The sequence below is a fragment of the Mycobacterium sp. NGS58 genome, assembly GCF_059812385.1.
In genome coordinates, this window is sequence record NZ_JCALCO010000001.1 from 31,917 (window position 1) to 46,771 (window position 14,855).

Annotated in this window: 8 protein-coding genes and 1 pseudogene; 2 read left to right on the forward strand and 7 right to left on the reverse strand. The window is 60.6% G+C overall.

The annotated features are described in order from the left end of the window. Position 1: 1 nt before the first annotated feature. Entirely contained in the window at positions 2 to 1,486 is a 1,485-nt protein-coding gene (locus AC5Y4H_RS00175; RefSeq protein ID WP_499977522.1) for a hypothetical protein, read from the reverse strand. 474 nt (positions 1,487 to 1,960) lie between these two features. Here AC5Y4H_RS00175 and AC5Y4H_RS00180 point away from each other — a divergent pair, with 474 nt between their 5' ends. Together AC5Y4H_RS00180 and AC5Y4H_RS00185 are read left to right on the forward strand one after the other, a co-directional pair. Beyond that, the gene (locus AC5Y4H_RS00180; RefSeq protein ID WP_499977526.1) at positions 1,961 to 3,769 is read left to right on the forward strand and encodes a flavin monoamine oxidase family protein; all 1,809 of its coding nucleotides are present in this window, start codon (positions 1,961 to 1,963) and stop codon (positions 3,767 to 3,769) included. A 97-nt stretch (positions 3,770 to 3,866) separates the two neighbouring features. Next, complete coding sequence (locus AC5Y4H_RS00185) at positions 3,867 to 4,919, forward strand: GntR family transcriptional regulator (protein ID WP_499977529.1); 1,053 nt, start codon at positions 3,867 to 3,869, stop codon at positions 4,917 to 4,919. A 14-nt stretch (positions 4,920 to 4,933) separates the two neighbouring features. Here AC5Y4H_RS00185 and AC5Y4H_RS00190 read toward each other — a convergent pair whose 3' ends face one another. From AC5Y4H_RS00190 to htpG, 6 genes and pseudogenes are all read right to left on the reverse strand, one after another. Further along, a complete protein-coding gene (locus AC5Y4H_RS00190) occupies positions 4,934 to 5,254 on the reverse strand; it encodes a YegP family protein (RefSeq protein WP_499977533.1) in 321 nt (106 codons plus the stop codon). Positions 5,255 to 5,928: 674 nt separating this feature from the next. Then, complete coding sequence (locus tag AC5Y4H_RS00195) at positions 5,929 to 6,813, reverse strand: hypothetical protein (protein WP_499977535.1); 885 nt, start codon at positions 6,811 to 6,813, stop codon at positions 5,929 to 5,931. Between the two features lie 140 nt (positions 6,814 to 6,953). Beyond that, positions 6,954 to 8,450, reverse strand: a complete 1,497-nt coding sequence (locus tag AC5Y4H_RS00200) for an HNH endonuclease (RefSeq protein ID WP_499978080.1) — start codon at positions 8,448 to 8,450, stop codon at positions 6,954 to 6,956. A gap of 418 nt (positions 8,451 to 8,868) precedes the next feature. Beyond that, positions 8,869 to 10,050, reverse strand: a complete 1,182-nt coding sequence (locus AC5Y4H_RS00205) for a hypothetical protein (protein WP_499977536.1) — start codon at positions 10,048 to 10,050, stop codon at positions 8,869 to 8,871. Between the two features lie 14 nt (positions 10,051 to 10,064). Next, positions 10,065 to 11,669 carry a CHAT domain-containing protein gene (locus AC5Y4H_RS00210; protein ID WP_499978084.1) on the reverse strand — a complete coding sequence of 535 codons (1,605 nt, stop codon included), beginning with the start codon at positions 11,667 to 11,669 and terminating at the stop codon, positions 10,065 to 10,067. Positions 11,670 to 11,714: 45 nt separating this feature from the next. Further along, positions 11,715 to 13,637 (reverse strand): annotated as a pseudogene (gene htpG / locus AC5Y4H_RS00215) (molecular chaperone HtpG); the annotation flags it as partial. Between the last annotated feature and the right edge of the window lie 1,218 nt (positions 13,638 to 14,855).

Consider the following 14,855-nt stretch of genomic DNA (forward strand, 5'->3'; position numbering starts at 1 on the left):
GTCAGGTGCAACGGTCGCGAGTGGATTGGTGCACGGCAGCCGCTTCGTCGTTCGTCATGGGGTCAATGCGGTGTGTGCGTCCATCGTGGAGAAACTCGGCATGCTGGGGTGTCATGCCGGGAAGAGCCTTCAGTTGGGCCAGCGTGGCGCCGTTGCGGTTGTAGTTCGGCTGGTTATCGAAATACCCGTTGGCTAAGGCGGTGGTCATGGTGGCTACTGCTGCGCCGCGGTTAACTTGCCCCTGCTCGCTGAGCGACGCCACGTAGCCAAATAGTTCGGAATCGCTGTTTTTGAAGACGGAATCCGCGTAGGGGTGCGCGAGGAACGCGGCGCCGAGGACTCGCAGTTTCCCGTCGTCGGATCGAAGGCCGACCTCCATCTTGTTTTTCAGGATGAGGTGGTTGCGGTTTAGGAAAGCGACGGAAAGGATGGCGTCAAGCCTGGTGGCCCACGAGTTGTCTTCGCCGGTCAGCACACAGCCAGGTGCGTGTTGGCAGGACCTTCGAAAGCCGGTTTCTTGACCGAGAGCCAGAATAGCTTGAGCGTAGAACCCCTGGCTGATACCCGGAAGTTGCTGGTATCTACTGTTAACGTGACGACCGGTGCCCTGCGGACGGAAGTCGACGCCGACGTTATTACCGCGAACGAACACTCTAGACACGTGGTGAAACTCCGCGAATTCCAACAGGGGCGAGCTTGGGAAAACGGCGTAGGTAACGCTGGTAAGGCGGTCCTTGCGTTCGCGCCAGAGCGGGGTTTGGGCAAGGGCGTCGTTGCGGCGGCTGGAGACAAAGGCGGGATTGAGATCTTTGTCGCTCACCCAGAGAACCTCGTTTTTGTTGGCGAGCGCGCGCTCAACGCACCATGCGGCGGTGGGACCGCCCCCGATGACGGCAACACGCTCCCCGGGTTGAGCGATTCTGGCGGTTTTACCGAGGTAAGACTCTCCGGTTTCGAGGAGCCGAGACTTCGGGTTGGGATAAGGCCAAAGGGCAGCGTCGACCTGGTTTCGACACAGGCGTCGTGAGGGCCCGGGCCCCCCGCAAATATCGAGATGTGCGGCATGGACCTGATGAGTGCTGCCGTTGTCTTCCCATGTCACGTCGAAGCCATGGACTGGATGACACTTGATGGATGTGACGAGTCCCGGGCTATAGAGAAAAGGGTGCTGGCTATAGAGCCAGGTCCATTGGTCGTCGATGCGCGTGGAGAAATCGGTGCTGTGGACGAACTGGTTTTGGCGGACCGACTGGAGTTGGCGCTGGAACGAAGGCGTGGCGAGGATGCCGGGCCACTGGCCCATAAACAGCGGCTCGTACTCGCCCCAGGGTTCCGGTTCGCCGATGAAGAGGACTCTGTATCCGCCGAAGGTGTCGCTGCCGGTCCCGAGGAGGGTGGTGTAGTTGACCGCCGCGGTCACACCGCAGCCGATGATGACGTAGTAAGTCTCGTTAGGGTTTGGCCGGTCTAGGTTTAATGAACGCATGGACGGTACCGCACCTTCCGCAGCCGTAAACGCAGACCTTTTGTCGCTGGTTTTAATTGGAACATCAAAAACGATAATCTAGGGAAATTTGACGCCGTGGCCCTCGCACGCTGGAGTTATAGGCGCGGCACCGGCACTGACGTACAGCCTTCGCCGACGGCCGTCGGGTGACGCCCGACCGGCAGAAGTGCTCGCGAGGCGAGGCCAAAACCACCGCCGCGCCAGCCTCACTGCGGAACGTGACTGAGGGAAAGTGGGCTCGACGAGTCTTCGATACTGGTCTACCTGAACTTGCGGTCGTACTGTCCGATTAATGTTCAAGCTGACTTGCAGGCCATCGCGGTGTAAGACTGCCTGCAAACGGCGCCAGCGATCGTCGTTTCTCGATACGAAACTGCGCTATTGCTGATTCGGTCATGCGAGCTAGATTTAGGGCGTCGGCTTTTACTTGGGCATCCATATGAGGAGACCAGCATGCCCGAAAAATTTTTTGCAACTACCGCGGAGTTCAAAGAGGTAACGCCCCCCGTCACCCCCGAATTCCTATTCGACGAGGAACGGCTCGAACGGCTCCGAAGAAACCAGCACCGCTCGAAGACCATCTGTGTGATCGGCGGCGGTATCGCGGGACTTACCGCGGCCTACGAGCTGCTCGATCCAGCGAATGGAAACGTGGTCCACAAAGTCGTCCTCGTCGAGGCGACCGAGCGCCTCGGGGGGAGGGTCTGGACCTGGCACCCGCACAAAGACAACGATGATTTACACGGAGAATTCGGTGCGATGCGAATTCCCCCCAATCATCACGGCTCCATGCACTATATCGACAAGGTTTTCAAACTCGACAAAGGGATATTCATCCAGAGCAACCCCAATGCCTGGTGCCAGGTCTGGGGCCGCAAAGAACGCCGCCGCGACTTCGGGGCACTTCTGAGTTCCTACGGAGTGACGCTGGGCCCGTGGTATAAGCGAGGCAGCGACCCGCAAAAGGCGCTGTACGATTTCATCGATTGGTCGCTCGGCCCCAAGCTCAAGACGCGCGCGGTTTTGAGCGGTGCCCTAGATCCCACAATGCGGGCGTTCGACCGCGTCTCGTTATGGCAGTACTTGCGCGAGATCGACGTCAAGCCCCGGGGCGATAGGCACGCTGATCCGAACGGGGATGTCGCATACGCCCGACGCCGGCCAGGGCGTCTGGGGCGTACCGATGGCGACCTCACCCGAGGCCGCCAGATCATCAACGGAAGGGCGTGGGAACTGCTGAGTCGAGCATCCGGGCAGCGCTGGCGAGAGGGCCTGTCGGCGCTCGAGGAATGGGTTGAGTCGGCGGCGATCCTGGGCGATGACAACCGGATCCGATTGGTCGACGGGATGGACACACTCCCGAAGGCATTCGCCCGGGAGATCGCCGCGCGAGGCGGACAGATCATCCTTCAGACGTCCGTGACGCAAGTAACCCGCAGTGGTGGCGAACACCCGATGCACGTCTACGGCGTCACCGGCACCGAGGACGAACGCGAGATCACCGCCACCCGCAGCGGCGAGGGATTCGACTATGTGATCTGTGCGGCGCCGGCGGCGGCCACCGCGCGGATCGCGTTCAATCCGCCGCTATCGGAGGCGCAATCAGCAGCGCTCACCGGGATCCCCTACCAGAACGCCGCGAAGTATCTGCTGCACATGAAAAGCAGGAGATGGGAAAACGACCCGCAAAGGCCAATCTACGGAGGGGCCAGCTACACCGACGGCCTCATTCAGCAGTGCTGGTACCCATCGGACAATGTCCACGCGGTCTTCCGGGCCGACCCCAACAGCACCCACGAACCGCTGGTGTACACGGCTGGAGCGGGCGATCAGGGCCGCGAGGCCTTCTCCGTCTACGAGGTGCAAGGAGACCCCAACCCGAACGCGTGGAAGCGACCCGCGGTTCTCACCGGTGCGTACATGACAGGCGTCAACGCCGATCGATTCATCTCGTTGACCAAGCCCGAGAGGCAAGCGGCGGTCCTATCTTGCCTCGAGGAACTGCACTCTGGCATCACCGATGATCTGTGCTGCGTCGCCGACTGCGCGTGGATGGAGCAGACGACCCCCGGCGGGGGAGCGTGGACCCTGTACGAGCCGGGCGGGCGTGAGCGCTACTGGCAGCATCTGCGCAAACCGCACCCAGAGATCGACTCGAAGGTGTTCTTCGCCGGGGAGCACCTCAGCCTGCTGCACGGCTGGATTCAGAGCGCGATCCAGACGTCTATCGACGCCACCATCGGGGTACTCGAAGCGCCCTGAATTACCCCAGCTGAGGCGACGGTTTGATCTGGGATCCCAGAAGCGTAGCCTTGGGATCCCAGATGTTGTGGCTTTAAAATGTGTGGAGGCCGTACCTATGCCCACGCTCGAGGAACCGTCGGAACAACAGCGCGACACGCTGGAAAACGAGGACCCCAACCGCCCGTCGGAGATCTTGCAGACGCAGGCCGAAAAGGCCTACCGGCTTATCTTGGCTGACATCTTCCACGGCAATCTCTTGCCGACCGAAGAGAGGCCGTCGTCGGAGGTCGCGTTGCGCGACCGGTACCAGCGATACGGCATCGGTTCGCGCATGCCTATCCGTATGGCACTGGCCGTCCTTGCCTCCGAAGGAATCGTTGCGCAACGGGCCCGCCACGGATTCTGGCTTGTCGATTACACCGCCCACGACATTCGACAGATCGGCGCCATGCGCGCCGATACCGATGCGATGGTGGCAAGCTTTCTGGGGGCCAGTATCTCCGGTGAGGGAATTACCACAGAACGCGATTTCCAGCGCATTTATCAATCGCTGAACGTCGTTGCCGATTCCCGCCGGCACATGGAGCTCCTTGCCATCCAGGCCCCACAGGGCACTGTCGACCTCGGGATCGAGATTCGATTCGCCAACCAAGACACCCGCTTCCACGTGTTCATTGCCGCAGCAACGGAATACACGCTGGCGGCACGCCAAATCGAGCAGTGGCGCAACCTCATCCGGCTCTACCGTGCCCAGAATCAGATCCACTACACCGGGCAAGAGCTCAGGGCCATCTGCGCCGAACACGAGCTGCTGATTCAGCTCGCCGCGCGACCGACCGAGGAACGCTTTGAGGGAATGGAAATCGAGATCGAAGATAGATCGGCGATGATCGAACAAGCGGCGACAGCACACGTCACCGCGTCGCTGAGCCGCGCCCATGTCGGCGACGAAACCGACGAGGAAATAACAGACCCGAGGGATAAGTCGCCGAACCTAACGGACGACGAGGGCGGGCAGTACCACCAAGAAACTCGCGACGAGGCACGGCGCCCGGCTCGTGAAGAAACCGCAGCTGACAATGCCGCAGTCAACGAGTTCCGGGCCCGTTTGGAGACAATGGCCAGGAGGATCAGGATAATCGGGAACGACGATCAGGAGATCGGGTGACTAGAGCCGAGTTTTTACTCCGTCTTTGGTAACGAGCGAATCTGAACCTTCGGCCTGCGTGCCGCCAATTCCTTGAGCTTCTGCTGTTTCCTCAGCGCAGTCGCGTGAGCCTCCGCTGTCCTGCGCGCCTCCGCAGCCTTGTCATCGTCGGGTGCCTCGCCGTCGTCCACCATCGTGGCGTTGGGAACGTTATCAATCACCGATTGGATCGCGATCTCAGCCTCCTCTCTTGACATGTAGGCATGCTGATGCCGCACAATGACGTCGCCATTGTCTGCCTTCAAATACCAACCGAACCCTTCCTGGTCCTTATAAACAACGAATTGGGCCGCCATCGCACTCTCCTTCCCCGATGATGCTCAACTGTAACGGCAATACTCCGCAAGGCGCGAAGGTCGACGAAATAATTCCGGCTTGAGATGCTTCTGGGGGTTGGGCGCCGGGGTCATTCGCGGAGAGAACGGATTGGACGCGACCTTGTTCGCGGTGCTGGTGACATGTTGCCGAGTGTTCGCAGCCAGGGCAAGAATCGCCAACAACTAACGTGCCCGCCCTGGCGTCAATCTGTCGCGAAGGGTCTTCACATGGCAGAACAGCATTTCCGCCGCAAGCGAACGCAAGATGATCGACGGGACGATGCACGACTTGGGCAACTCCCCTTCGGACCACGCACTCGCACGTTGTGATCGTCGCCCACAACAAAAATACTGCCAGAGGACGGCACTGCTTTGTCTCACATCTTTAAAACGACACCTGCTCACCGACTTGCGATCCGTCATCGACGGGATCACCTCCAAGCGGGCCCATCTCGCTTTGACACACCAGGTTCAAGCGACCTAGTAAGGTCGATGACGCCGAGCACGTCATCATCGCGAAGCGAATGAAAGGCGGACCGCCCTGGTGGGAAGGCGATCTCAACCTACCCCCGCGTTAGCAGGGCAACGCCGTACCGGTACCCAGATGAAAGCAGCGGCGCAGAAAGCACTGCCCGCCGACGACCCGGCAGTGATTAGAAGGTGTTGTCAGTACTGAACTCTGGCGGGGGACGCCTGATTCCGATGACATGTTGCACGGCGACGATCGGGATAAGCACGGTTCCGTCTACGGTCTCAATGGCGGCCTTGACGTTGTGGTCGCGGCCAAGGAGGCCGGTGAATTTGCCCTCGACGATGCTGCTGCCGTCGGCGGCACTGACGGCTACATAGTGGTCCACCAGCTTCGAGAAGCTTTGCAGGAGTTGTGTGTAACCTTCCGGAGTACTGCCGTAAGGTGCCGATTGAGCAGACCGAAGATCCTGCTCTTGTGGCAGCTGCGACGCAGCTGTACCTCGGACAAGGGTCAAGATCTCATCCAGTATCTCCCATTGCGGCCTGCGTCTTGAGCCACCGCGTTCGATCTCGGCGCTAGCCTCTGCGAAGCGCTCCGCATACTCGGCTTCCCATACCAGATTGAAGCGCTTGCGTATCGTCGGCAATTCTATCTCAAGGATTTTCGCGATCTCGATAAGAATTTTTTCAACCCCGCCGCGATCCAGAAGGGTGGCCTGGAACTGTGAAATCGGCCCCGAGGCGTCACCTTGGCTTCTGAAGCCCACCAGCGATGGCGCTACGCGAACTGTTGGGTCGTTTAGGCCCTTCGATAGGGCACCAGCCTCATAGTTCAGCCATTGGGAATCTTGGTTTTCGGGAGTAACCACGATGATGCCGAAGGCAGTACCGTCCAACTCATCAGCAATTTTTGGCAAACTTCGTTCTCCTGCGCCGATGTTTTTGTCGGACATGAAAGGCTCGACGCTGTCGAAAACGTCCAACAGTAATTCCTGCCAGACGCCGGCCACCTGTCTTGCGCGTGACCCCGACCAGCTGATGAACACTTTCTTTTTCTCAGATAACACGATGTCAAATTAGCAACCAGACCAGAACTTGACCGGGAATTCGGGCTAGTGCTGCGGCACGGAACTCGGGCCTGCGCGACTTGCGCATCATCATGCCTGCGGCCATACCGCGCTGCGGTCTCGACTCGAAGCCCCGGGCATCAGTGCACGGGAGCCCCGCTTGCTGTGTCTGCGTTGGTGATGAGTGCCTTCAGCTGTTCAGGTGTCTTCCATGGGGAGCGCCGGTGGATCATGGCATGGCAGTTGGCGCACACCAAGATTAAGTCGGCGAGCTTGTTTTCTATCACCCTGGTGAAGTGCAGTGGCACCCGATGGTGGACATGGATGTACCCTTCACCCAGCTGACCGTAGGCCAACTCAAAATCGAAACCGCAGAGTTCACATGCGATCGTGCCTCGTTCTTGCCTTGACCGCGCGATCTTGGCCTTGCGTAACTTAGGGTTTCGTTCGGCCACTTTGACCAGCCGTTCAATGACACGACCCTCGACCGCGCTGACGAACTCTGTGGTGGTGTTGCCCACGGGTATGGTTTCAGACTGATCTTCGGCGTCATGATCATCGCGGGGAAGGTTACCGGCGCGCCAAAGGGCTTGTGCCACACGGTGCATGCCAGGTGGGTCCTCGACGAATGCATCAACCACCTGTTGAGTAGTCTTATCGCCCTTCGTCGACACACCTGGATAGTCGGGATGCATCGAACGGATGTTTTCTAACTTGCGGATCACGCTACCGATACTGCGGAAATCGGCCGACGTCAACGCCTCAGGCTGTCGCCGCAAGAATGCCGACAGCGCAGAGACGCGCAGGTCGCCCTTCGTCAGACTCTTCCAACCGTTACGGGCCACGAGATCGCAGGCCAGCACCAGCTCGTCCCACGCCCAATTCACTCGCGTCACCGTGGGCCCGCTGCCCGTGACCGTTGTCAGATTGGCCAGGCCCAGATGTTGCAGCAGCGGCAGATAGCCCGGTTCGTCTCCGACAATCTGCCCGATGACGTCGACCGCCGCATTGACGAACCCTTGTTCCCCAAGGACTTTTTGGTGCACCGCATCGGACAATCCGGCTACCAGGTTGAGCCGACGGACATCGGCATCGGTGAGGCCTGTCGCTCCGACCGGCATCTGCAGTTCCCACCACGATGTGTCGCGTAGGGCGAACCACGGCATCGCGGGATCGGGCTCAGTTTTCGCGATCGCGAAGGGCCTGAGTGCAGTTCCAAGTTCTGCTCGTACCTCGCTAAAAGCTGTCAAACGTGGCGCCCCAGATTGTGCGCCCGAGATCGCCCAGAGAAGCACGATGTACTGATACGGAGCAGGTTTGCCGTGCGTTCGGTCAATTTGAAGCTGAGTCAACTCGTAGATCGGGCCCTCGTCGATGAAGAACCCAAGTTTGCGAAGGGCCCAGGCCGCCCCGCCCGAACTGATCCCTCCGATCAGGTCGTTACTTGTCCAAAACTCACCGGACGCCACCCCATGGGCGATACCCGCGACCGCCTTGGAATCGTAGAGACGACCCTCATAAACGAGACGGTACTGAGTAGCCGACTTGAAATGAAGCGAAGCGACGAACTCCTTCTGGGCTGGATCGTTGAGCAGTTCAATCGCGCCTAGCACAGCGCCTTCGTCAATATCGGACATCGCCACGCCAAGAATCGTAGGGATGTTGACCAACGTTGCAGTCGCTTTTGTAGATACCCGGAATCGACCGGGCATCGATCGGGAAACTCCCCATCACCGGACCAACAGTTGCGGCCTGCAACGGGTCTCAGAACGCACGATGGCATCGGGGCAGTACTGGTCATGGCAGCCCCGATGGCATCGAACACGTCAGACTCGGTGGAGTTCGGGTTGTCATTGGCCAGCATGTCGCCGGTCGACGACCTGATCTGGGGCATCGTCCACGCGGGGGTATGCATCCAGCGGGGAGACGGCTCCCCGGCCCCTCGCGACCGCACTGGCTGCCCCGCTGATTGGATCGGACCTCGCCGGCGTATTTATTGCAAGTTCCTTTGTTCGCCGGCGCAAGACTTCACGCAAATGTTGCGGTGGTCGCTTGTTATGCAAGAGCTTGCTTGATCGCCTGAGCCACATCCTTGAGCGTCCAATAGCTTGAGTGCGTCCACAAGCCCGATGTTTGCAGGTGAGGTAACTTCACGTCTTTAGGTTTCGAGCCGTCGTAAAGGCGGAAGACACGCGCTGCGACGAACGCTACTGGGTCGAGCGGTTCCCACAGATTCGTCCACGCTCCAATCGACTCGGGCAGCTGCACCGGGGTACCGGTGTACGGCTTGAGTGCTCCGCCGCGGGGATCGCAGACGTGAAAGAAGGGCGACTGCGACCCGAACGTTACGAGCCTGCGGATCCAGATCGGCTCGTCGGAAATGGCCATGTCGACGGCGATAACTCCTCCTAGGCTGTGTGCGAGCACGTCCACCGGACGGTCCCGACTGCGCCCAAGTTTCGGATCGACCTCGTCGATCATGGTTCGGACATGATTCTGGATCTTTTCGCGATGGCGCTGATACACCAGGATGTCGCCCACGCCTTGGGTGATGCCGGGCAGGAAAGAGGTACGCAACTGGGTATTCAGCCGCCCGGCCGCTGCACCGACGGCCGCGCCCACCACATGGTCGAGCTCCTCAACGCGGCGCCGAACGAATCCGACGACGTCGACCCCACGTACTTCGGCATCGCGCACCTCGATACCGTCCGATGCAGTCGGTTCGACGGAGCCGTCTACGATCGGCCCCGCGATGGCGGCACCGACAGCGCGCAGAAGCTTTGTGTCCTCGACTAACTGCAGCCAGTTCGTGCTGCTCCAGTTTTCGCTCAGTGCTGCGCGAACCTCTTCGGCATTCGCCTGGTTGTCATCATCCCGGACTTCTTCGGACCCGACAGGCTGGTCGCGCATTAAGTCCGTCACGGCATCTAGGACCGGATCGGGAACTGCTGTATCCATGCGGATTTCGGAGCTCTGGGGCGCTGAGCCGCTCAGGAGGAAGTGGGCGATACTTTCAATCTCCGGGTCCGGCTCTGTGTCTGTATCGCGAACTTCCGTCGCGCCTACCGGTGCGCCAGGAATCGTGTGGGTGATCCATTCGTATTGAGCGCCCAGGTCTCCCCAGAACAGTGGCCGAGCGGTGATGCCAACCACCGAGGCCAACGCGTCGACGGTCCGACCGAACGATGCCTGGTCGCGATTGCCTATGCCATGAATCACGAAAACTGGTGCAGTCAACGCTTTTCGCTCCGTTACTTCGTGTGGACCGCCGCCGGGTTCCCGTAGACGCTGTAGGCCAGCCAGGTTGGGTCTCCGCCGTCGTGTGACACCGCCTGGCGGGCAAGCAGAGATGCCGCGCCGAGCGGCTGCCGTTTGCCGACGAATTGTTCGTAGAAAACCTCGGCGAATGTCTTCGCCGCGCTGGAGCGCACCGCCCATAGGGACCCGATGAATGCGCCGGCGCCGGCTCCAAGGAATCTTGATGCCCAGCCGCTCGTCTGGAAGAACCAGGGGATTTCTGCGGCCGTTCTGCAGCCATTGAGGAACACCAAGGGGTGTGTCGAAGCCAGGCTGGTTTTCGCCACGGCGGTGGCGAGGGCGCTAGGCTTCCATGGCCCACCGTTAAGTTGGATCGAGGAGCCCGACTTATTGGTGAACGCGTTGTGGCAAGCGAAGTGGATGATGCCGGGGACCGTCGGGCCCAGCATCAGTTTTCTCACTGCCGACAGTTCGGTGAGAACGGGGCAGTCCATAATCCCGACGCCGAGTAGCTTCTGGATCGCGTCGACCTCGTCGCTCGCATTCGTTGGAGAATTCGGGGGCACGACAAATGCGGCGCTGCCGACGGGGATGGTAGTCACCCTCGGCTTGGAATATCCGCGCCTCACGACGGGGAATTGCTCAGCAAGAAATCCGTTGTCATTTGTTCCGTTCGCCGGGTAGAGCAGTTCCCAGGGAATCGTGTCGCCGTCAACGGCAATGGTGAACATTTTGATCCGGCCGGCCAACTCCCAAAATTGCTCCTGGATGCGTTCGGGAACCGCTGCCGTCCAAAGGTCGACTCCTAGATCCTGCAGTGCTGCGCGGACCAGGTCAGGTGTGCCGTACTTTGTCTGGTTGGCCGCCATGCTGTGCAGTTCGGTCACTAGCTGAGTTACTGCGTCGCGAGCCTCGCCCATCATCGCCTTGGTTTGGGCAGGGTAGAGAGCGTCGGCGCCCAACAGCTGAAATCGGTAGCCTGTCCGGTCCTTAATTACCTGCAACGTCACTTCACCAGATTCGGAAGTCAGACTCTCCAACTCGGCTGTGCGGATCGTCTCAGGCACCGGGTCAGCGTTGGCTTCCACCTCCACGTGTAACCGCACGGCGCCCAGATATGTGCCGTCGCGATAGACCTCTACCGTCACCAGGTGAAGGCCCACTGCCCCGGCCGTGAACGAGAACAGGTGCGGCTCTGAGTCCGCATCGGCCGGGACGAAAATCTCCTGCTGCAGATCGCCCTTCGGCACCAGGCCCCGATCCCTCGATTTCAGCGCAGAAATGAGGACAACGACCGTCACGGTGGCCCCCAGGGGTCCGACCGCGAAATCCTTCAAACCCGATGACATACCTTCGCCCTCAGCCAGAGTAATTGCCACCCTGAGGCTCAACGAGCGTCCTGTCTCCACCCGCTCTTGCATTTGGGTTTGCAAGTAGCGGGGTCGAGATGGCCCCGTCCCACCGTCCCCGGGCCCAGGACCAGACGGCGGCGGTTGCCATGCGTCGACGGGCGCGCCATAGCTGGGCTCGCCGCGTATCTCAACAGCACCACCGAGGTCGGTCGCTGCGACGGATTGGCGCCCATGTGTCACAACCATCGGCTCGCGCCCGGGCGGATCGGCGACGGTCTCGGTGGTGAGGAACACGGTGCGGGCCAGCCGGCCGGCGAGGATTTCGGCAAACCTCGCCGGATCGTCGAGCGCCCCGCCTTCGGCAAGAAGCGCTGTGCCGTACAGCAATTCCGCGGTCTCCGCGACCGAGGGGTCGTCGCTGCGATCCTGGTGCGCTTGACGCAGGCCGGTGACGAGGGGGTGGTTGGGGTTGAGTTCGAGGATCCGCTTCCCCACCGGAATGGCCTGCCCGGAAGCGCGGTACATGCGCGCGAGCGCCGGCGTGATCCCGAAGGCGTCGGTGATCAGGCAGGCGGGCGAGTCCGTCAGGCGGTTGGACAGCCGAACTTCCTTGACGTGGTCGGTCAGGGTCTCCTTCAACCAGCTGAGCAGGTCGGCGAATTCCTTCTGCTGCTCCTCGCGCTCGGCCTCGCTCTCGTCGCCGTCGGCGCTGAGGTCTACCTCACCCTTGGCGATGGACTGCAGCGGCTTGCCGTCGAACTCGGTCACGGTTCCCACCCAGACCTCGTCGACCGGGTCGGTGAGCAGCAGCACCTCGTAGCCCTTGGCTTTGAACGCCTCGAGGTGCGGCGACTTCAGGATCTGCTGACGCGACTCCCCTGTGGCGTAGAAGATCTGCGTCTGGCCCTCCTTCATGCGCTCCAAGTACTGGGCGAGCGTGGTGGCTTCCTCCTCGCTGTGTGTCGAGGCGAATGAGGAGAGCTGCAGCAGCGTTTCCTGGTTGTCGAAGTCGTTGAGCAGACCCTCCTTGACGACCCTGCCGAATTGGGTCCAAAAGGTGCGATAGTCCTCCGGGCGCTCGGACTGCAGATCCTTGATCGTGGAGAGGACCTTCTTGGTCAACCGGCGCCGGATGGCCTTGATCTGCCGGTCCTGTTGCAGGATCTCGCGCGACACGTTGAGCGACATGTCCTGCGCGTCAACCACACCCTTGACGAAGCGCAGGTATTCGGGCATGAGCTCGTCGCAGTCGGCCATGATGAACACGCGCTTGACGTAGAGCTGGATCCCGGTCTGAGCGTCCCGGTTGAACAGGTCGAACGGGGCGTGCGACGGGATGAACAGCAGTGCCTGGTACTCGAATGTGCCTTCGGCCCGCATCGCGATGACCTCGAGCGGGTCGTCCCAGGCGTGCGCGATGTGCTTGTAGAACTCCTTGTACTCCTCCTCGGAGACCTCTTCTTTGGGCCTGGCCCACAGGGCCTTCATCGAGTTGAGGGTCTCGGTCTCGATCGTGACCGTTTCCTCGCCGCCTTCCTCGGTAGCGGGGGTACTTCGCACCACCTCCATCCGAATGGGCCATGCGATGAAGTCGGAGTACTTCTTGACCAGGCTCCTGATCTTGAACTCCGCGGTGTAGTCGTGGAGCTCGTCCTCGGCGTCCTCTGGCTTGAGGTGCAGGGTGACCGACGTTCCCTGCGGGGCGTCGTCGACCGATTCGATGGTGTAGGTGCCCTCGCCGCTCGATTCCCATTTGGTGGCGTCGCTCTCGCCGGCCTTGCGGGTGAGCAGTTCGACCTTGTCGGCGACCATGAAGCTCGAATAGAAACCGATTCCGAATTGGCCGATGAGTTCCTCGGAGGCCGCGGCGTTCTTGGCCTCGCGCAGTTGTTTGCGCAGCTCGGCGGTGCCGGACTTGGCCAGCGTGCCGATCAGATCGACCACTTCGGCGCGGGTCATCCCGATGCCGTTGTCGCGGATGGTCAGGGTGCGGGCATCCTTATCGACGTCGATCTCGATGTGCAGGTCGGAGGTGTCGACGTCGAGGTCCTTGTTCCGGAACGCTTCAAGCCGCAGCTTGTCCAAAGCATCGGAAGCATTCGAGATCAACTCTCGCAGGAACGAGTCCTTGTTGGAGTAGACGGAGTGGACCATCAAGTCCAGCAGCTGCCGAGCCTCTGCCTGAAACTCCAACTGCTCAACACGCGCACTCATGAAATTGGAATTTACCGAGTTTCGCTCGGTGAAGGTGCCGAACGCGAATCCGAGCTGGCGAGGCTCCTCGAACCAAGCCGATCGATGTGGGTATCTATCAGGCGTGCGCGTAGCTTTACGCTGCTACAGCTTCTCGTCAGGACAAAGGATACTCGTGAAGCGCAGGCCAGGCAGGGTTCGTTGACTAACCTGAATTTGTTTCGGCGGCAGCCTGCAATCGGCAGGTTTTGCAGTGGAACACAGGCACATTCGGCCCTGGCGGTGCCGACCGGCACCGGACTGGGTGTGAGCGTGCCTGAAAGTACAGGTTGCGCTACCTGTCGAATAAACTTGGACTTGGTCGAGCCCACTAAATCGGAGGTCTTATGAGCGCTGAGCGCGGCTGGATCGGTGAGCCACAGCCTGAGAAGGAATGGCGCACCCCTGGCTGGGTGTGCGAAAAGGGTACCGGCCACAGCCATTTTCACTGTCGTGTGCAGAGCGCGAGGAGCCCTGGCGGCCTTGAAGTCTCAAGATTTAGCGTCGATGACCGGGATGCTACGAGCGGTGGAAGCTAGCACATGGGCGTGAGCGTCAGAGGTCTCAGCGATCGCCACCTTCACCACCCATGTCCACAATGCGGGTTTGCGACCCGCTACCGGCAGTGGCCGGTGAAATGCGCCTGCTCCGATACTCAGCGACAGAAGATCCGTGCCACCCCAGATGCTCATGTCGTCGAAATCTGGGCTGAGCAAGAGCGCAAGAACGCTGAGTTGCACCGGGTCGACTGCAGTCACATCTCACCCCTGCGGGTCGCCGATCGATATGCCAGTGGGAGGCTCAAGATGCGGCGCCGCAGATAATTCAATGAGGGTTCAACGCCCACATTAATGCGATGGCAAAGAATTCTCAGGGCGACATGGCGACGCTGATGGTCGGCGGCCCAGATCGAATGTGGGGACTCATAATCCGTTGGTCGCGGGTTCGAGCCCCGCCCGCCCCCACTTCAGAGGCCATTTTTCAAGATCTCGTCGAGTCACCGTTTATTCACCGCTTTTAGTGACGGTTCGGTCGAGCAGATCAGCCACCTGTGGATCCGCCCGCGCGTCAATGAGCGCGCCTAGAGGTTTCGGTTGGCTGACGACCGCTGCCGGAGCGTTCTCGGGCGTATCGCGATGCCTCAGCTACCCGATGCCAGGCCATGAGCGCGCTCCCGGGGACTGTGCGGCGGCTGCGCTC